We start from the raw sequence: 19343 nt of genomic DNA on the forward strand, positions 1-19343 counted from the left end.
ATGGCAAAGGCTAAGGTCAAGCGATCATCCTTGCGCGGGCGCTTCATCACGTTCGAAGGCGGCGAGGGGTCCGGAAAATCCACCCAGATCAAGCGGCTCGCCGAGCGGCTGAACGGGACCAAGCTGCGCACCATCGTCACCCGCGAGCCCGGCGGCTCGCCGGGCGCCGAGATCATCCGCCATCTGCTGCTGTCGGGCATGGGCAAGCTGCTCGGGCCCGACGCCGAGACGCTGCTGTTCGCGGCCGCGCGCGACGACCATGTCCGCACTGTGATCCTGCCGGCGCTGAACCAGGGCATCTGGGTGCTGTGCGACCGCTTCTTCGATTCGACGCGGGTCTATCAGGGCCGGCTCGGGCAGGTGCCGCCCGGCCTCGTCAGCGCCATGCAGCGCGTCACCATCGGCGACCTCAAGCCGGACCTCACCTACATCCTCGACGTGCCCGTGGAAGTCGGCCTGAAGCGGGCGGCGGCGCGCCGCGGCAATGCGGCCCCCGATCGCTTTGAGTCCGAGGACGTCCAGTTCCATCAGGATTTGCGCGAGGCCTACAAGCAACTCGCGATCGAAGATCCTCAGCGCTGCGTGCTGATCGATGCCGATGCCGACGCCGATGCGGTCGCCGAGCGCATCTGGAATGTGCTGCGCGAGCATCTCCTCACGGCATTTCCGGCGGCGAGCCACGCATGAGCGCGCGCAAGGTCGAGCAGGAACTCGCGGTTCGGCATCCGCGCGAGACGCCCGATTTCTTCGGGCATCGCGAGGCGGAGACAGCGCTGCTCGCGGCCTATCGCTCGGGCCGCATTCCGCACGCCTGGCTGATCGGCGGCGCGGCGGGCATCGGCAAGGCGACGCTGGCCTATCGCATGGCGCGCTTCGTGCTGGCGCACCGCCATCCGCTCGCGCCTTCCGTGCAGCAGGCGGAGACGCTGGCGGTCGATCCGCACGAACCGGTGGCAAGGCAGGTCGCGGCGGGCGCCCATGGCGGGCTGTTGGTGCTGGAGCGCGGGCTCAACGACCGCGGCGTGCTGCGGACGGTGATCACGGTCGATGAGACGCGCGAAACCATCTCGTTCTTCGGCTCGACGGCGGCGGTCGAGGGCTGGCGCGTGTGCATCGTGGACACCGTCGATGAACTCAATCCGAATGCCGCCAATGCGCTCCTGAAGATTCTCGAGGAGCCGCCGCAGCAATCGCTGTTCCTGCTGGTCACCCACGCGCCGTCGCGGGTGCTGCCGACGATCCTGTCCCGCTGCCGCAAATTGCTGCTCAGGCCGCTTGATACCGACGACGTGATCCGCGCCGCTTCCGCGGCCACCGAAATGGCACCCGACGATCCGGCGCTGCTCGAGGCCGCCGCGGCGGCGGAGGGCAGCGTGGCGCGGGCGCTGAACCTGCTTGGCGGCGACGCGCTGAAGCTGCAGCAGAAGACCGCAGCCCTGCTTGCGACATTGCCGCAGGTCGATCCGCGTGAACTGCATGCGCTCGGTGATGCGCTCGGCCTCAGCGATCGCGTGGCGCTCGCGGCTTTTATCGAGGGCGTCGAACGCTGGATCAGCGACAAGCTGCGCACGGGCGATCCCAACGCCAATCTGCCGCGCCTTGCACGGCTGGCGGAGGTATGGGAAAAGATCGTCCTCGCCGCGCGCGATACCGAAGCATACAATCTGGAACGCAAACCGCTGGTATTCTCGGTGTTTTCGATGCTCGCGGAAGCCGTGCGGTAATCCGCCGTTTCACCAATCCCGATCATTTTCGCTTGAACTGCACCTTGAGGAATTCGTTGTGGCCCGGAAAGCTTCGAAGAAGAAAAAGACGAAGAAGGCAGCACGCCGCGCCGCCGAGGCCGCGGTGAAGACGCGCGCGAAGAAGAAGGCCCCTGCGAAGAAGGCGAAAAAGACGGCCAAGAAGGCCGTGAAGAAGGCTGCCAAGAAGAAAGCTGCCAAGCAGAAAACGGCAGTCAAGAAAGCCGCGGGCAAGAAGGCAATTGCCAAGAAGGCAACTACCAAGAAAGCGACTGCCAAGACCAAGAAGACCGCGAAAAAATCCGCAAAGACCGCGAAGAAGGCTGCGCCGGAAAAGCCGATTTCTGCTCCGGAGCAGGCCAGCACACTCGCGCCCGCGCCGGTGGTGAAGAAGGCGCCGAAGCCAAAGCCGAAGCCGGCGCAAGCCGCTCCCGCCGCTAACCTCGCGCCTGCACCGACCGCTCGGGGCAACCTGTTCTACATCACGACTGCGATCGCCTATCCGAACGGTCAGCCGCATATCGGCCATGCCTACGAGGCGATCGCGACGGATGCGCTGGCGCGCTTCCAGCGGCTCGACGGCAAGGACGTGTTCTTTCTGACCGGCACCGACGAGCACGGCCAGAAGATGATCCAGACCGCGCAAGGCGAGGGACTGACCCCGGCCGAGCTCGCCACCCGCAACGCCGCCCGCTTCAAGGAGATGGACGAGCGGCTGAATGTCTCGTTCGACCGCTTCATCCGCACCTCCGAACCGGCGCATCACCGCTCGGTGCAGTCGATCTGGAATCGCATGCAGCAGAATGGCGATATCTATATCGACACCTATGCCGGCTGGTATTCGGTGCGCGACGAGGCCTACTACGCCGAGGACGAAACCGTCGTCGGCGAGGACAATGTCCGCCGCGGCCCACAGGGCACGCCGGTCGAGTGGGTCGAGGAGAAGAGCTACTTCTTCAAGCTGTCGGCGTACCAGGACAGGCTGCTTCATCTCTACGAAAGCCAGCCCGATTTCATCGGGCCTGACTCGCGCCGCAATGAAGTCATGAGCTTCGTCAGGAGCGGGCTGAGGGATCTTTCGATCTCGCGCACCACCTTCGACTGGGGTGTCAAGGTGCCCAACGATCCCGAGCACGTGATGTATGTCTGGGTCGACGCGCTCACCAACTACATCACCGGTGTCGGCTTTCCCGACGAGGCCGATCCGAACTGGCGCTACTGGCCGGCGGACGTGCACATCATCGGCAAGGACATCATCCGCTTCCACGCGGTGTACTGGCCGGCCTTCCTGATGTCGGCCGGCGTCCCCGTCCAGAAGCGCGTCTATGCCCACGGCTTCCTGTTCAGCAGGGGAGAGAAGATGTCGAAGTCGGTCGGCAATGTCGTCGATCCCTTCGACTTCGCCGACCAATACGGCGTCGACCAGCTTCGCTACTTCTTCCTGCGCGAGGTACCCTTCGGACAGGACGGCAACTACAGCCACGAGGCCATCGTCGCGCGCATCAATGCCGACCTCGCCAACGATCTCGGCAATTTGGCGCAGCGTTCGCTGTCGATGATCGCCAAGCAGCTCGGCGGCGTGCTGCCGGAGCCCGGCGAGTTCTCCGATAACGACAAGGCGATCCTGGCGCAGGCAGATAACATGCTGGAGGCCTCGCGACATGCGATGGCGACCCAGCAGATCCATCAATGGCTGAACGCGGTGTGGGCCGTGGTGGCCGAAGCCAACCGCTACTTCGCGGGCGAGGCGCCGTGGGCGCTGGCCAAGACCGATCCTGCCAGGCAGAAGACGGTGTTGTATGTGACCGCGGAAGTCGTGCGCCAGATCGCGATCCTGACGCAGCCGGTGATGCCGGAAGCCTCGGCCAAGCTGCTCGACAGTCTGGGCATCCCCAGGGATGATCAGACGTCTCGCCAATTCGCTGCCTTTGGCGAGCGGCTCAAGCCGGGCGTCCAATTGCCGCCGCCGGTCGGCGTGTTCCCGCGCTACGTCGAACCAAAGGCCGATTGAGCGGTTGGAAGAACATGCTGGTCGACAGCCATTGCCACCTGGATTTTCCGGATTTTGCCGAGGATCTCGACGCCATCGTCGCGCGGGCCGAAAGCGCGGGCGTGGGGCGTATGGTCACGATCTCGACCCGGGTCCGGCGGCTCGATGCGCTGCTTGCGATCGCCGAGCGCTTTCCGAACGTCTATTGCTCGGTTGGCACGCATCCGCATGAGGCCGACCAGGAAGACGGCATTCCGCCGGCCGAACTGATCGAGCTGACCAGGCATCCGAAGGTCGTGGCGCTCGGCGAAGCCGGGCTCGACTACTTCTACCAGCACGGTTCGCGCGAGGCGCAGGAGCGCGGCTTTCGCGCACATATTGCGGCTGCGCGCTCGACCGGCCTGCCGCTCGTGATCCATACCCGCGAGGCGGACGAGGATTGCGGCCGCATCCTGGAAGACGAGGTGGCGAAGGGACCGTTCAAGGCGGTGCTGCATTGCTACACCGGCGGGCGTGAGCTCGCGATGAAAGCGATCTCGCTTGGTCTGTCGATCTCCTTCACGGGAATCCTGACCTTCAAGAAATCGGAGGCCTTGCGAGCGCTCGCGGCCGAACTGCCTGACGATCGCATCATGGTCGAGACCGACTCGCCGTATCTCGCGCCCGGCAAATTCCGCGGCAAACGCAACGAGCCTTCCTACGTGGTCGAGGTCGCCAAGGTCCTCGCCGAAACGCGCGGCATTTCGCTGGAAGACATCTCGCGGCAGACCACCGAAAACTTCTTCCGGCTGTTCTCGAAAGTGCCGGCTCCGAAAGAGGCGGCATGACGATCACGTTGACGATTTTGGGCTGCGGCTCCTCCGCCGGCGTGCCGCGCCCGGCGCTCGGCTGGGGCGCCTGCGATCCGAACAATCCGAAGAACCGCCGCCGCCGCTGCTCTCTGCTGGTCGAGCGCAACGGCGCGCATGGCACCACGCGGATCGTGGTCGACACTTCGCCCGACCTGCGCGAGCAACTGATCGACGCCAATGTCGATCACATCGACGCGGTCTTTCTCACTCATGAGCACGCCGACCAGACCCATGGCATCGACGACCTCCGCTCGGTGGTGATGCACCAGCGCCGGCGCATTCCGGTCTACTTCAATCAGTCGACCGCCAAAGACATCATGGCGCGGTTCTCCTATTGCTTCATCTCGCCTGAGGGCAGCGACTATCCGCCGATCCTGACGCGTCACGGCATCGAGGCGGGCGAGAGCCACACCACCGAAGGGAAGGGCGGTCCGGTCAAGCTTTCCGCCTTCCTGGTCCAGCACGGCAGGATTCCCGCACTCGGCTTTCGCGTCGGCAATGCCGCCTACACGCCCGATCTGCACGACATTCCCAAGGAAAGCTGGCCGGCGCTGGAGAACCTCGATCTCTGGATCGTCGACGGATTGCGCTATGTGACGCATTCCAGCCATTTCAGCGTGGCCGACGCGCTGTCATGGATCGACCGCTTCAAGCCGAAGCGTGCCGTCATCACCAACATGCACGCCGACCTCGACTATGAGGCGTTGCGGCAAAAGCTGCCCGCCGGCGTGGTGCCGGGGTACGACGGGATGCGGCTGGTGTTGGACAAGCTGCCGTAGGGTGGGCAAAGCGAAGCGTGCCCACCACTTCTTGCGGAGTGCGGATGGTGGGCACGCTTCGCTTTGCCCACCCTACGAAATCGGCGCCACGCCTCCACCGTCATTGCGAGCGCAGCGAAGCAATCCATCCAGCCACGGGTGCAAGCGGAGACGTGGATTGCTTCGCTGCGCTCGCAATGACGCCGTGGTGGGCGTTCGACAGTTACGCCGTGATCGCCTTTGCCGATCCGACCTGGTCGCGCAGCATGAATTTCTGGATCTTGCCGGTCGAGGTCTTCGGAATCGGGCCGAACACGACCGCCTTCGGCGTCTTGAAGCCGGACACCTGATCGCGGCAGAAGGCGATGATCTCGGCTTCGGTGGCAGTCGCACCTTCCTTCAGCTCGACAAAGGCGCAGGGCACTTCGCCCCATTTCGGATCGGGCTTTGCGACCACGGCCGCAAACAGCACGGCGGGATGCTTGTAGAGGATGTCCTCGACCTCGACCGAGGACACGTTCTCGCCGCCGGAGATGATGATGTCCTTGGAGCGATCCTTGATGATGACGTAGCCATGCTGGTCGAGCACGCCGAGATCGCCGGTGTGGAACCAGCCGCCGGCGAAGGCTTCACGCGTCGCCTTCTCGTTCTTCAGATAGCCCTTCATCACGATGTTGCCGCGGAACATGACTTCGCCGATGGTCTCGGCGTCGCGCGGCACGGGCTGCATCGTGCTGGGATCGAGCACGGTGACGGCCTCTTCGAGCGGGTAGGGCACGCCCTGCCGCCGCTTCATCTGCGCGCGCTGCGGGGCGGGCAATTCGTCCCAGCCGGGCTGCTCGGCGCAGACGGAGGCGGGGCCATAGACCTCGGTCAGGCCATAGACATGGGTGAGTTTGATGCCGATCCGCTCGGCGCCTTCGAGCACGGCGACCGGCGGGGCGGCGCCTGCGATCAATCCGATCACGGGCCTTGCGCGCTCATCCTTCGGCGCGTCCGGCGCATTGATCAGCACGTTGTAGACGATCGGCGCGCCGCACATGTGGGTGACGCCGTGTTTTGCGATCAGCTCGAAGATTCTGGTGGGCTCGACCTTGCGGAGGCAGACGTTGACGCCGGCCGCAGCCGCCAGGGTCCAGGGGAAGCACCAGCCGTTGCAGTGGAACATCGGCAGCGTCCAGAGATAGACCGGATGCTGGCCGAGATTGCCGGCCAGGATGTTGCTGACGGCATTGAGATAGGCGCCGCGGTGATGGGTCACGACGCCTTTGGGGTTGCCCGTGGTCCCCGACGTGTAGCTCAGCGCGATCGCTTCCCATTCGTCGTCAGGCCGACGCTCGACAAAATTGGGGGCGCCCAGCGCGAGCGCCGCTTCGTATTCGATCTCGCCGATACGCTGGCCGCCATCGAACGATGCATCATCTACGTCGATCACGAAGGGTTTTGGGCCTTTCATCTGCGCCAGCACATCGGCGATGACGCCCGAAAATTCCGGATCGACCAGGATGATCCTGGCGCCGCCATGAGCGAGCTGGAATGCGATCGACGGCGCGTCGAGCCGGATGTTCAGCGTATTCAAGACCGCGCCGGTCATCGGCACCGCGAAGTGCAGTTCGTTCATCGCGGGGATGTTCGGCAGCATCGCCGCAACGGTATCGCCGACCCCGATGCCGCGGCTGGCGAGATAGGACGCGAAGCGCCGGCAGCGGTCATAGGTCTCGGCCCAGGTGAAGCTGCGGCCTTCATAGACGGTACTGACATGGTCGGGATAGATGGCGGCCGAACGTGCCAGGAAGCTCAATGGCGTCAGCGGCACGTAGTTGGCCGGCGTCTTGTCCAATCCGATATTGTACTGGTTCTGGGCTGCGCTCATGGCTCGATCCCATTAAAGATTAAAGTCTCACAAGAACCCGATGGAAATCCACGGGAAGACCGCGACGATGATCAGGCCAACCATCAGCGCCAGAAGATAGCCCCAGATCGGTCTGATGCCTTGCGCCGGATCGACGCGCCCGATGGCGCAGGCGGCATAATAGCCGACGCCGAAGGGCGGTGCGAACAATCCGATGCCCATCGCCAGGATGATGATCATGGCATAGTGCACCTCGTGGACGCCGACGGCGCGCGCGATCGGGAACAACAATGGCCCGAACAGCACGATCGCCGGTATCCCCTCGAGCACGCTGCCGAGGATCACGAAGGCCAGGATCGACACCGCGATGAAGCTCGCCGAGCCGCCAGGCAGGCCGGTCATGGCGGCAGCGAGCGCCCGGGAGAAGCCGGACTGGGTGAGCCCCCAGGCCATCCCGGTCGCCGTGCCGATGATCAGGAGGATCGCCCCCGACAGGCACGCCGTCTCGACCAGCATTGGCACGAGTCGCCGCCAGTCGAAATTGCGGTAGATCAAGAGGCCATAGATGAAGAAGCCGACGATAAAGGCATAGACGATGCCGATCGTGGAGACTTCCGTCGCGGTGGCGATGCCCTCGATCACCGCGTAACGGATCACGAAAGGCAGCGCCAGCGCGGGCAGGGCGATGATGAGCGTCCGCCCAATCTCGGCGCCGCTCGCCTTTTTCACATGCCGCAAGTCCTCCTTGCGGTAGCGCCACCAGACCAGCGCGGACAGCGTGATCGCCAGCACCACGCCTGGCAGCAGGCCGCCGGTGAACAGCGCGGCAATCGAAACGCCGGTGACCGAGCCGATGGTGATCAGCACGAGGCTCGGCGGGATGGTTTCGGTCTGCGCGCCGGTGGCGGAGAGCAGGGCGACGAGATCGCCGGGCCGGGCGCCGCGCGCCTTCATCTCCGGAAACAGCACTGGCGCGACGGCAGCCATGTCGGCCGCCTTGGAGCCGGAAATACCCGAGACCAGGTACATCGCGCCGACCAGCACGTAATGCAGGCCGCCGCGGACGTGGCCGAGCAGGCTCGCCAGGAAGGCGACCATCGCCCGCGCCATGCCGGTCATCTCGATCAGAAGCCCCAGGAAGACGAACAGCGGCACCGACAACAGGATCAGATGGCTCATGCCCTCGTCCATGCGGCCGACCAGCACCATCAGCGGCGTGCCAGTGGTCAGCGCCAGATAGCCGTAGGTCGCAAGCCCGAAGGCGAATGCGATCGGCACGCCGGCAAAGACCGAAAAACCGGTGACGCCGACAAAGAAGATGATGAGATTGAGATTGCCGAGCGGCCGCAAGGCGCCCTTGAGCAGCCAGAACACGGCGATCACCGCCGCCACGGATGCGATTGCGGCCAGCACCGTCCGCACATTGGCGGCGCGGGCAAGCCGCAGCAGTGCGAACAGCGCCATCAGGCCGATCCCGGTCGGCAGCGCCGCCGCCCGCCAGCTATTGAGGATCTGCAGCGCCGGCGTCGTGATGTAGCTTTCCTCGTAGGCGTATTCGTAGGACGGCCAGGCGATCAAGAGCAGGAACGCCAGCGCCGCGGCGGTCGCGACGAGATCGAGATAGGACCGCAGCGCCGGAGGTGCATTGGCGACAATTGCGGTCATTCGCATGTGCTCGGCGCGGCGGAACGCGACCGCAGCGCCCAGCATCGCCAGCCACAGGAACAGGATCGAGGCCAGTTCGTCCGACCAGATCAGCGGGCTGTGCAGCGCATAGCGAGCCACCACGCCGGCGAACAGGATCACGATCTCGGCCACGACCAATAGCGCCGCCGGGATCTCGACCAGCCATCCGAGCGCGTGTTCGACCGATTCCGTGAACGAACGGCGGCGAGGGGAGTGATCCGCCTCGCCGGCCATGATCTCGCTCAGTTCGGCATGAGCCATGACGGCCCCCTGCACTAGAGATTATTGTGTTGGCACGCTGTGCGGTTACGACAGCTTGCCGACGGATTTCTCCAGGAGCTCCCAGGCCTGGTCGCCATACTTGCCCTTCCATTCAGCATAGAAGCCCGCGGTGCGCAGTTTGTCGCGGAACGGCGTAATGCCCGGCTGGTTGAAGACGAGACCCTTGCCGGCCAATTCTTGCTGCAGGCTGGCGTTCAGCTTGGCGACGTCGGCGCGCTCGTTGACGGCGGCCGCATTGACGTTCTTGGCGACGATGGTGCGGACATCCTCCGGCAGCTTCTCCCAGGCGCGGCGGTTGGCCAGGAACCAGAAGCCGTCCCACATGTGGTTGGTCAGCGAGCAGTACTTCTGCACCTCGTAGAGCTTGGCGGTCGAGATGATCGCCAGCGGGTTCTCCTGGCCCTCGACGATCTTGGTCTGCAGCGCCGAATAGACCTCGCTGAAATTGATCGAGGCGGGGGCGGCGTCGAACGCCTTGAACATCGAAGTCCACAATGGCGAGACCGGCACGCGGATCTTGAAGCCCTTGTAATCCTCCGGCCCGTTGATCGGCTTGGTCGAGGACGTGGTCTGGCGGAACCCGTTATCCCAGATCTTTTCCATCACCTCGAGGCCGGCCTTCTTGATCTCGCCGCGGACATAGGCGCCCAGCCCGCCGTCCATGGCCTTCCAGACCGTGTCATAGTCTGGGAACGCGAAGCCGATGCCGTTGATGGATGCCGCCGGCACCAGCGTCGACAGGATCAGGCCGGACAGCGTGAAAAACTCGACGCCGCCGGAACGGATCTGGCTCAGCACGTCGGTATCGGAACCGAGCTGGTTGTTGGGGAAAACCTGCAGGTCGAAGCGGCCATTGGTCTCGGTCTTGATCGCCGCCGCCATCTCGCGGGCGCGGACGTTCATGGGATGGCTCTCCGGGAGATTGTTGGCGTATTTGTAGGTGAATTCGGCGGCTTGCGCGCGGGCCACCAATGGCGCGCCAAGGCCGCCCAGGACGGCCGAGGCAGCCGATGCCTTCAGTAGCGCGCGTCGTGAAAAGCTCATCTGGTTTGCTCCCTTTATGAGGCTTGTTGTTTTCCGTGCCGCGGATCGGCAAGCGATCTCGCCGGCGCTTATTGCAGCGTCTGGAGCCCGCGGCAATATGAGCTTTCAGACAGGGCAGCGCACGGCTGGATGCTCACATGCGGACGGGCCGAAACGCTCGCTCCGGATCGCGTGACGGGAGGCTTGGCGCTGACGCAGCAAATCGGCATTTCCATCAGGAAGTTCGCCTAAATCTTTGATCTGATTGGATATAAAAATATTCCATAATATACCTTATGCGAATTTCGTATAGGCGATAGTCTCGATCCCTTGTTTGTGGTTTGGCGCTGTTTCAAATATCTCCATGATTGCCTCGGCACGGTCATCCATGCCTTCCAGCGTGGCCATAAAGGTACCCGGGACAATAGTCAGCGCTCAGGCGTGACGCCGCATTTTCCGACCGACAGCCCTCCCCAGTTCCCAGCGAATCTTGTTCAGCTCGTTGCCGAGGTCGTGCTTGCTCAGCAGCAGATTGGGAATTGCCAAATCGAATGCGCGCCGGTCATGGACGTGCCCGCATTCTACTTTACCACTTCCGACCTCCGGGCACTTTGCCTGCGGTCGGTGCTGGCATTTCGATCATCGGCGCCAGCCGCCGTTCCTAGAATGCCTTTTTCGTCTCCGGCCGGTGCTTGTTCGTCGGCACAAAACCCGACGGCTTTGCTTCGCGCGGCTGGCGCACCCAGACCTCGCGATTCGGATGCAGGCCGCCGCCGCGAGTGGCAGGAACGGCGGTGAGCCGCGCGCGGTGCAACAGGCGCGTATCCGCGTCACCGCAATTCGGGTGGATGCCGCCGTTATCCGCCACCACCTTGTCCCATGCGGCTTTGCGCTGCCTGAGAACGGCAGGATCCGACAGCTCCGTGCAGTTGAGCTCGTTCTTGTTCAAGTCCGCGACGATCTCGTCACCGTCCTGAACGAGAGCGATTGGTCCGCCAAGGGCCGCTTCAGGGCCGACATGGCCGATGACAAGGCCGACCGATCCGCCGGAGAACCGCGCGTCGGTCATCAGCGCCACCACGATTCCCCGCTCGCGGCACAGCGTGGTGATGCGCGAGGTCGGGTCAAGCATCTCCGGCATGCCCGGAGCGCCGCTCGGCCCCTCGTAGCGCACGATGATCATGTCGTTGTTCTGGGATCGCCCGGGCGTCTTGTCGAGCGCGTCAAGCAGGCCCAGCTCGCCTTCGAACACGCGCGCCTTGCCGCGGAACAGATTGTTTTCCAGTCCGCCTTCGACGCCGGCAAGCTTCAGGATCGCCGAGAATTCCGGCGACAAATTGCCGCCGAGAACCCGCAGGCCTCCGGTCGGCTTATAAGGCTTGGCGACGGGATAGATCACCGTGCCATCGACGGCCTTAGTGCCGAGGCGCTTGACCTGCTGCGCCAGCGTTTCGCCCGTGCAGGCCATCACGTCGCCGTTGAGAAGCCCGGCCTCCAGCAGTTCGCGCACGATCACCTGCACGCCGCCAACCTGGTCGATGTCGACCATCGAATACTTGCCATACGGGCGGGCGTCGGTGAGGACCGGAACGACATACTGCGACAGATGATTGAACTCGGCCGGCGTCATCACCTCTTTCCAGAAGTCCGCAAAGCCTGCGGCGCGCGCGATCTCCGGCGCATGCAGGGTGACATTGGTCGAACCGCCGACCGCCATTGCGACGATGACGGCGTTTCGGATGGAATCGCGAACCACGATGTCGCGCGGCTTCAGGTCCTTCGCGATCATTTGCGCGAGGTAGTCGACCAGCTGGCCCGGGAATTCCTTGAGCCGGCGGGGATCGTCGGACGGTGGCGCCACCATGTGCAGCGGCTGCATGCCGACGACGCCAATGAATGTCTGCATGGTGTTGTAGGTGAACATGCCGCCGCAGCTACCGTATCCGGGGCAGGCATGACAGGCGATGTGATGGCGGTATTCGGCGTCTGGGTTGCCGGCGACCTGATAGGCACTGACGATGTCGAGCTTCTCGCCGGTGTTCGGGTCGGTACCGGGATGGATCGGCCCATCCGACATGATGATCGCCGGCTGATTGTGCTCGAGCAGCGCCGCCAGCGTGCCGACCGGCGGCTTGTCACAGGCTACGACGGCGATGGTACCGCGGAGACCGGTCGCGCTCAAATGCTCGCAGAGCGCATCGTGAGTGACCTCACGCCCGATCAGCGAATAGCGCATTTCGCGGGTGCCGTTGCGGATACCGTCCGACGTCGCGATCGTGTATTCCGGTTGGACCAGGCGCAGCTTCAACTGGCCCGCGTCCCTGCCGATGCGGCTCTTGAGACTGGCGTGGATGGCATCGACCTTCGCCGTCACACCCATGTAGCACTGGCTGTCGCCTTTGGTGCCGACCACGCCAACCGACGGCTCGTGGATCAGATCCGGATCGGTGCCAAGCTCTCGCGCAATCCCGATGGTTTGGGTGGAGCGGCCTGGATGCCGGTCGATGATGACGGCTTTCGATTCTGTCACGGCGAGTTTCCTTCCAAGCGAACGGCTTGTTTTGATCGACAAAGTGCGGGGCGCACCGCGTGCGAGAGGATACGACCAAGTTCCCAGTGGCAACGCGGCGGGCCGAATGCGAGATTGATCGCGGTCGGCCCGTTCAGTGCATAAGCCCCGAAGATCGCTGACACAATCGGATTGTCAAACCATCTTGCGTTGAGGCGGCGGCTGGCTGGGGCGGGAGGTACTCAGCCATGGTCCTACCCTGCCCTGGGTCGACCACTACTACAGACTTCTTCGTAAAGCACGGAAGCAGACGAGTTCTCAATCTTGCTCCGATCAAGCTGAATTCGAGCAATGCAATAATCGGATCAGGAAACCCGAGCCCGCTGCCAATTCTTGCTGAACGCGTGCAGGAATCCAGTAAACTTCACGCCGCTGGGTCGGCAAGCATTGTTGCTATGATAAAGTGAGGACGTTACGCGCGGTTTCTGACTCAAATCTCGCGGCGTCTAAGCGACCGAGCGAGTTTGTCTCTTCACAAATGGGAGGTCTCGCTATGCCGAGAAAAGAGATTCTCGACCAAATCCAGAAGTACACCCACCCGTTCCGCGTCACTAACGGCAAGGGCTTTCAACTGAAGGATTTCGACCCCGGTGATACGCGCACCCTGAAGATGGACAAGGGTGAAGCAGCCGACCTCCTTCAACGCGGCACTCAGTGGCTCGCAGAAGAACAGGACATGCTGTATGCCCAGGACCGCTGGTCGCTGCTGCTCGTCTTCCAGGCCATGGATGCTGCTGGCAAGGACAGCACGATCAAACACGTCATGTCGGGGGTCAATCCGCAAGGCTGTCAGGTCTCCTCGTTCAAGCAGCCATCGCAAGAGGAGCTCGACCACGACTTCCTGTGGCGCTACGTCAGGCGTCTGCCCGAGCGTGGGAAGATCGGCATATTCAACCGCTCCTACTACGAGGAGGTCCTCGTTGTGCGTGTGCACGAGGATATCCTGAAGCGACAGAAATTGCCTCCGCAGTTCATGGGCAAGCGCATCTGGGACGAACGGCTCGCCGACATCGCGCGTTTCGAAGACTACCTGACCCGGCAGGGCGTGGTCATCCTCAAGTTTTTCCTGAACGTGTCGCGCGAGGAACAGAAGAAGCGTTTTATGAAGCGCCTCGACAACGCGGAGAAGAACTGGAAGTTCTCTCCTTCGGACGTCCATGAGCGCAAGTTCTGGCGCGACTACATGCGCTCATTTGAAGATGCGATCCGGGCCACGGCTTCGCAGCACGCGCCGTGGTATGTGGTGCCGGCCGACAACAGGTGGTTCACCCGGCTTGTCGTCGCCGCGGCGATCGTGGAGACGGTCGAGCAGCTTGACCTTGCATACCCGACGCTGAGCGCGGAGCAGAAGAAGGAGGTGGCGGCCGCGCGTACGGAGCTTGCGCGCGAAGCCTGACGCCCTTGTCCAAGGCTCTGCGATCAGTTGCCGGCTTCGGCAGCGACGACAACCTCCCGCAACGAACCCGACGAGCGAATGATCAGCTTCTCAGCCTCAACGACGAGGAAGAACACCAAACCGCCTGCCAGCAGCCAGGGCCAGACCCATAACGGGATAGCTTCGTTGCCGAACATCGCCTGGAACGGTGGTGTGTAGGTGAAGATCAGTTGCAGGATCACCACGGCAATAATGCCGAGCGGCAAGTACTGATTGCCCATGTGCGCCTTGAGGTCGAGCGACGAGTCGAGCAGATAGCGGCTGTTCAAGAGATAGAACACCTGGCCAATCGTGATGGCATTGACGGCGACCGTCCGCGCCAATCCGTCCGAAGCGCCCTGGCCCTTCATCCAGAAGAACGCCAGCAGGGTGTAGGCAAGGAGCGCCAAACCAACAAAGACGATCCGCCAAATCCCGAAGCCGGTGACGATCGGGCGGTCCGCCGCGCGCGGAGGCCGCTGCATCACATCGATCTCGTGCGGCTCGAAGGAGATGACCAGGCCAAGCGCAACCGAAGTCACCATATTGACCCAGAGCACTTGCGGGGCGGTGATCGGCATGGTGAAGCCAAGAAAGATTGCCGACGCAATCACCAGCGCCTGCGCGACGTTGGTCGGCAACAAGAAAAGCATGGCCTTCTCGATATTGTTGTAGACCGTGCGTCCCTCTTTCACCGCTGCCGAGATCGAGGCGAAGTTGTCGTCGGCCAGGATCATCCCGGCTGCTTCCTTCGTTACCTCGGTGCCTTTGATACCCATCGCAACGCCGATGTCGGCTTTCTTGAGCGAAGGCGCATCGTTTACGCCATCGCCTGTCATTGCCACGATTTGGTTGTTGGCCTGAATGGCCTTCACAAGGCGCAGCTTGTGTTCAGGGCTTGCACGCGCGAAGACATCAACGGCGCGAACGCGTTCCTGCAACGTCGCGGTGTCCATACCCTCGATCTCGGCGCCCGTGATCGCCGTCTTCCCGTCACCGAGACCAAGCATCTTGGCGATGGCCGCGGCGGTGATCTTGTGATCGCCCGTGATCATGGTGACCCGGATGCCACCGCCGTGGCACTCCTTCACAGCCTCGATGGCCTCTTTGCGCGGCGGATCCAGCAAGCCGATCAGGCCGAGCAAGACGAGCGTCCGCGGCAAGTCGGCCGCGGTGAGACCGCCGGTCTTCACATTCGGATTCTCGAGCCACGCCAGTGCCAGCACACGTTCGCCTTGAGCCGCAAGCCGGTCTGATTGTTTCAAGAAGTGCTCGCGGTCGAGCGGCCTCGGCTGGCCGTTGGCGGTCTGCTGGCGATCGCAGTGATCGAGGATCACTTCCGGGGCGCCCTTGACCAGCAGCACCTGCTCGCCGCTCGCAGCCTCGTGGAGCGTCGCCATGAACTTGTGCTCGGATTCGAACGGAATGGCATCGATACGCGGAGCTGCCGCCTGCTCTGCCTGCCGATCCATGCCGAGCTTGGCCGCGAACGGATAGAGCGCGCCCTCCGTCGGATCGCCCTCCACCTTCCAACGGCCTTCCTCCTGAAACAGCTCCGCATCGTTGCAGAGCAACGAAACCCGCCCCATGAGCGCGAGTACCGGCTCCCTGCCCGCGGGCTCTCCGTCCTTTCTGATCTCCCCCTTCGGCGAATAACCGTCGCCTGTAATTTGATATGCTGACTCAGCCGTGACGGCGGACACCACCATCATTTCCATGAGCGTCAGCGTGCCCGTCTTGTCCGAGCAAATCCGCGACACCGATCCGAGCGTCTCGACCGCAGGCAATCGCCGGATGATGGCGTTGCGCTGCGCCATGCGCTGCACGCCGATGGCCAGGGTAATCGTGATGAGCGCGGGTAGTCCCTCCGGAATGAGCGATACGGCGATGCCGACGACGGCCTGGAACAGCCCCACAAAGTCCATACCCTTCACCCACTTTCCGTAGGCGAATATCAGGACGCTGATCACCCCGATCGCAGCGGTGATGGCGTAGCCGAATTTCTTGACCTGGCGCAGCAACGGGGTCTCGAGCGGACTGACATTGGCGAGCAACTGGTTGATGCGGCCGAGTTCGGTCTCGCTACCGGTCGAGACGACCACCCCGGTCGCGCGACCGGACGTGACCATGGTGCCGGAAAACGCCATGCTCTCGCGATCCCCGACCGTCGCGTTCACAGGTACCGCATCGACGCCCTTCTCCGCCGGCACCGATTCGCCAGTGAGGGCGGCCTCTTCAGTCCGCAGGTTCTTCGCTTCGATGAGCCGCAGGTCTGCGGGAATCTTGTCACCCGACTCCAGGAGCACGACGTCGCCCGGAACAAGCTGCTCCGCAGCAATCATGCGGGTCTCGCCACTGCGCACCGTCCGCGCCTCCGCAGACAGCATGTTGCGGATGGAATCCAGTGCTTTCTCGGCCCTGCCCTCCTGAATGAACCCGAGCAGCGCGTTGAGAACGACCACACCAAAGATGATTGCCGCGTCAACCCAGAGGTTCAGCATCAACTTGGTGAATCCCGCGGCGAGCAGCACGTAGACCAGGATGTTGTTGAACTGCGCGAGAAACCGGGCAAATGGTCCCTCCTTCCTGCCTTCCGGCAGACGGTTTGGCCCGTATTTCCGTAGGCGGACCGCGGCCTCAGCCGGATCGAGACCTTTCTCCCGGCTGGTGCCGAGTCGCTCCACGACCTCTTGTTGAGATGTCGCGTGCCAGGCAACAATCTCGCTGACCGGGTTCGCATTCACTGCTGTGCTCATGCGTCTGCAAGGAAGAAAAGCTTGCGACCTGGAATTCCAGAAACCGAGTACGCGTCTGTGAGCGCGAGCATCATCGCACCGTCGGTCGCCAAATACAACTCAAGGAGCAATTGCGGCCCAGGCTGACGACCAAGGGGCGATAAGGCCGACGGCCCGCGAGCGGATACCAAGCGATATCCGATGCAACGCGTCGACGAACTTCTCATTCGTGGGATCCGAAAACCCCACGGTGTGGCGAACGCTCACCAAGGCAACGTATCTGGCCGTGTGGTGAGGCTTTCGCGTCGCAGCTCGCCGAGATTCTTGGTCGATCGACACGGCCTTGATACGTCAGCAAGGCTTACCTAGCGCCAACGCGTTCGGTCCGTATCACCCTCGCCTTGCTCTCGTCGTGTTGCATGAGCGCGAGACAGTATTCCCGCAAGGTGCGGTGTGCATCGGGACGATTCTGCCGCACGGCATCGCTGAGGAGGCGCCTTGTGATCAAGGCGCATCGCTCGACCTATCTGCCGGGTGAATCATTTAGCTGGATGGTGATCACATCCATCGGTCGCCAGTACGTTTCAAACCCATCACTGTAGTCTTGACGAACCGAGCCTATGTTGAGTTTGCACTGGCCCGTCTGCCGAAAGATCGGCCGCACAAGTCCATCTTCCACCCATGCGCACACATGTTTGCCAAGGCGGATTGCACCTAGCGAACGATCGTAGACAAGGCCAGCAACTCTAATCTTGTAGCTGTTGTATGGTTTGCATTCGGACGCTGCCCAATCTCCAGTAACGTATTTATCGCATAAGGTCGCGGACACCCACGCGCTATTTAGATCAGGGTTGGAACGGAATTCCAGGAACGCTGCGCCGTTGGGCGTGCGCCAGACACTAGGAACTTTCGCAACAAAAACGGATTTGGAATGCGCCGTCACAGGTACGGCCAGCAGGAAAATCGTCGACAATAACGCAATCACTGTCTTCATTCTTGCCTCCTTTAGCGTGTGCTCAAGGTCGAAATGTTCGCAGCAGTTTGCGCCGGAGAAAAATAAACTCAGCGTTTGTATTCGCCGGTGTGTGTCGATTTTCGTTCGATCCGAGAATCCTTTCGTTGTCGGTCACGACAATGAGAGTGTTGCGTGGAGAGAAGGCATGCAATCGCCCCGAATTGTATCCGAGATCAAGACTGTAGACAACGTAAGTTCACCGCGCGTAACAATCGCGCGACGGTGCAGCCTGACGTGTTCTCGATGGTCCCAATGGTCGCTTATAGTTGGTGGTGACCGGCGCAATTGTTGCGACCGCTATCGACCGTAAGGAGCAGCACCCTGACGGAGCTTTCTCGACGCGATTGGCTGCTGATCAGTGCGGCCGCAACCAGCAGTCTTTTGTATCCAGCCATGGCCGATGCATCGAAACAAGATCGAATTCGCCTCTCCTTGAATGAAAATCCGTTCGGTCCCTCGCCCCGGGCGTTGGAGGCGATCAAGGCCCACCTCACCGGTCTCAGCCGCTATACCGGCGACGAACTCACCGAGCTGACGCAGACGATTGCCGCGCGCGAGAATGTTGCTGCCGAGCAGATCGTACTCGGCGAGATCCTCGACGTGCTCGGCCTGTATCTGTCGGCCCGCGGCGGTGTGGGCGGCGAGTTCATCTATTCCGAGCCCGGCTATACTGCACTGGTCGATGCCGTCTCGCCCGCCGGCGGCATTGTCGTCGGCGTTCCCCTCAACGACCGGCTTGAGAACGACCTCCCGGCCATCGCCGGCAAGGTCAATGGACGGACGCGCGCGGTCTATCTCGTCAATCCGCACAATCCGAGCGGCACGGTGAGCGAGGCGGCGCAGTTCATCGACTTCGTGCACGATCTCTCCAAGCGCACGCTCGTGATCGTCGATGAGGCCTATCTCGAATTCACGCCGGATTTCGAGAAGCGAACCGTGGCCGGCCTCGTCCGCGACGGCGATCAGGTCGCCGTCTTCAGGACATTCGCGAAAATCTACGGGCTTGCCAGCCTTGCCATCGGCTACACGCTGGCGCCCGCCGAACTGGCCAAATCGGTGAAGCTGCTCGGCATCGGCGCCTTTTTCGGGCTCAATCGGCTCAGCCTCGTCGCGGCAGACGCCAGTCTGAAAGATACAGACTATGTGCCGTCGGTTCGCGCCAAGGTCGCGGCCGAGCGCGATGCCTGGCACGAGCTGTTCCGGCAACGAAAGGTTCGCTTCACGGAATCGCAGGGCAATTTCGTGTTCTTCGACTCCGGCCGGCCGCAACAAGCCGTTGCGTCCGCGCTCGCAGCACAAGGCATCGACATCGGTCGTAGTTATCCGCCGCTCGACACCTGGGTGCGCATTTCGATCGGCCTGCCGGAGCAAAACGCGATCGCCCGCCGGGCTGTCGCGGACCTGTTGCGCTCGACCTGAGCCGCGC

13 protein-coding genes are annotated in these 19343 nt (G+C 62.7%); 7 read left to right on the forward strand and 6 right to left on the reverse strand.

Annotated features, from left to right (window positions below; genetic code table 11):
- Genes tmk through OZ411_RS01585 form a run of 5 tightly spaced genes read left to right on the forward strand, consistent with a single transcriptional unit; the run spans nucleotide 1 to nucleotide 5362 of the window.
- Nucleotides 1-687: a dTMP kinase gene (gene tmk, locus OZ411_RS01565; protein WP_282526515.1), complete on the forward strand. Its 687-nt coding sequence runs from the start codon at nucleotides 1-3 to the stop codon at nucleotides 685-687.
- Nucleotides 684-1724, forward strand: a complete 1041-nt coding sequence (locus OZ411_RS01570; RefSeq protein ID WP_282526516.1) for a DNA polymerase III subunit delta' — start codon at nucleotides 684-686, stop codon at nucleotides 1722-1724. Before tmk ends, OZ411_RS01570 begins: the two co-directional genes overlap by 4 nt.
- A 58-nt stretch (nucleotides 1725-1782) precedes the next feature.
- Nucleotides 1783-3753: a methionine--tRNA ligase gene (gene metG, locus OZ411_RS01575; protein WP_282526517.1), complete on the forward strand. Its 1971-nt coding sequence runs from the start codon at nucleotides 1783-1785 to the stop codon at nucleotides 3751-3753.
- A 14-nt stretch (nucleotides 3754-3767) separates the two neighbouring features.
- On the forward strand, nucleotides 3768-4559 hold the full coding sequence (locus OZ411_RS01580) for a TatD family hydrolase (protein WP_282526596.1): 792 nt from the start codon (nucleotides 3768-3770) through the stop codon (nucleotides 4557-4559).
- Nucleotides 4556-5362, forward strand: a complete 807-nt coding sequence (locus OZ411_RS01585) for an MBL fold metallo-hydrolase (RefSeq protein ID WP_130580282.1) — start codon at nucleotides 4556-4558, stop codon at nucleotides 5360-5362. The genes OZ411_RS01580 and OZ411_RS01585 overlap by 4 nt, the downstream gene beginning before the upstream one ends.
- Nucleotides 5363-5564: 202 nt before the next feature.
- Here OZ411_RS01585 and OZ411_RS01590 read toward each other — a convergent pair whose 3' ends face one another.
- From OZ411_RS01590 to OZ411_RS01605, 4 genes are all read right to left on the reverse strand, one after another.
- On the reverse strand, nucleotides 5565-7214 hold the full coding sequence (locus tag OZ411_RS01590) for an acyl-CoA synthetase (RefSeq protein ID WP_282526518.1): 1650 nt from the start codon (nucleotides 7212-7214) through the stop codon (nucleotides 5565-5567).
- A gap of 27 nt (nucleotides 7215-7241) precedes the next feature.
- Nucleotides 7242-9140 carry a TRAP transporter large permease subunit gene (locus OZ411_RS01595; RefSeq protein WP_282526519.1) on the reverse strand — a complete coding sequence of 633 codons (1899 nt, stop codon included), beginning with the start codon at nucleotides 9138-9140 and terminating at the stop codon, nucleotides 7242-7244.
- 45 nt (nucleotides 9141-9185) lie between these two features.
- Nucleotides 9186-10205, reverse strand: coding sequence for a TRAP transporter substrate-binding protein (locus OZ411_RS01600; protein ID WP_282526520.1), 1020 nt, complete (start codon nucleotides 10203-10205; stop codon nucleotides 9186-9188).
- 640 nt (nucleotides 10206-10845) lie between these two features.
- Entirely contained in the window at nucleotides 10846-12714 is a 1869-nt protein-coding gene (locus tag OZ411_RS01605) for a dihydroxy-acid dehydratase (protein ID WP_282526521.1), read from the reverse strand.
- A gap of 532 nt (nucleotides 12715-13246) precedes the next feature.
- Between OZ411_RS01605 and OZ411_RS01610 the strand changes: the two genes are divergently transcribed.
- Nucleotides 13247-14149 (forward strand): polyphosphate kinase 2 family protein, encoded by a 903-nt coding sequence (locus OZ411_RS01610; RefSeq protein ID WP_282526522.1) that lies wholly within the window; start codon nucleotides 13247-13249, stop codon nucleotides 14147-14149.
- Between the two features lie 23 nt (nucleotides 14150-14172).
- On the opposite strand, the gene OZ411_RS01615 is transcribed toward OZ411_RS01610, so the two are convergent.
- A complete protein-coding gene (locus OZ411_RS01615; RefSeq protein WP_282526523.1) occupies nucleotides 14173-16923 on the reverse strand; it encodes an HAD-IC family P-type ATPase in 2751 nt (916 codons plus the stop codon).
- A gap of 502 nt (nucleotides 16924-17425) precedes the next feature.
- A complete protein-coding gene (locus tag OZ411_RS01620; RefSeq protein WP_282526524.1) occupies nucleotides 17426-17896 on the reverse strand; it encodes a hypothetical protein in 471 nt (156 codons plus the stop codon).
- A gap of 414 nt (nucleotides 17897-18310) precedes the next feature.
- Here OZ411_RS01620 and OZ411_RS01625 point away from each other — a divergent pair, with 414 nt between their 5' ends.
- Complete coding sequence (locus OZ411_RS01625; RefSeq protein WP_282526525.1) at nucleotides 18311-19336, forward strand: histidinol-phosphate transaminase; 1026 nt, start codon at nucleotides 18311-18313, stop codon at nucleotides 19334-19336.
- The last annotated feature ends 7 nt before the right edge of the window (nucleotides 19337-19343 follow it).

Source organism: Bradyrhizobium sp. Arg237L, assembly GCF_029990105.1.
Classification (GTDB): Bacteria; Pseudomonadota; Alphaproteobacteria; order Rhizobiales; family Xanthobacteraceae; genus Bradyrhizobium.

Bases quoted from the DNA above. Each gene is read 5' to 3' on its own strand.
- tmk (WP_282526515.1), top strand. From the start codon at position 1: ATGGCAAAGGCTAAGGTCAAGCGATCATCCTTGCGCGGGCGCTTCATC.
- OZ411_RS01570 (WP_282526516.1), top strand. From the start codon at position 684: ATGAGCGCGCGCAAGGTCGAGCAGGAACTCGCGGTTCGGCATCCGCGC.
- OZ411_RS01580 (WP_282526596.1), top strand. From the start codon at position 3,768: ATGCTGGTCGACAGCCATTGCCACCTGGATTTTCCGGATTTTGCCGAG.
- OZ411_RS01585 (WP_130580282.1), top strand. From the start codon at position 4,556: ATGACGATCACGTTGACGATTTTGGGCTGCGGCTCCTCCGCCGGCGTG.
- OZ411_RS01590 (WP_282526518.1), bottom strand. From the start codon at position 7,214: ATGAGCGCAGCCCAGAACCAGTACAATATCGGATTGGACAAGACGCCG.
- OZ411_RS01595 (WP_282526519.1), bottom strand. From the start codon at position 9,140: ATGGCTCATGCCGAACTGAGCGAGATCATGGCCGGCGAGGCGGATCAC.
- OZ411_RS01600 (WP_282526520.1), bottom strand. From the start codon at position 10,205: ATGAGCTTTTCACGACGCGCGCTACTGAAGGCATCGGCTGCCTCGGCC.
- OZ411_RS01610 (WP_282526522.1), top strand. From the start codon at position 13,247: ATGCCGAGAAAAGAGATTCTCGACCAAATCCAGAAGTACACCCACCCG.
- OZ411_RS01615 (WP_282526523.1), bottom strand. From the start codon at position 16,923: ATGAGCACAGCAGTGAATGCGAACCCGGTCAGCGAGATTGTTGCCTGG.
- OZ411_RS01620 (WP_282526524.1), bottom strand. From the start codon at position 17,896: ATGAAGACAGTGATTGCGTTATTGTCGACGATTTTCCTGCTGGCCGTA.
- OZ411_RS01625 (WP_282526525.1), top strand. From the start codon at position 18,311: ATGGCCGATGCATCGAAACAAGATCGAATTCGCCTCTCCTTGAATGAA.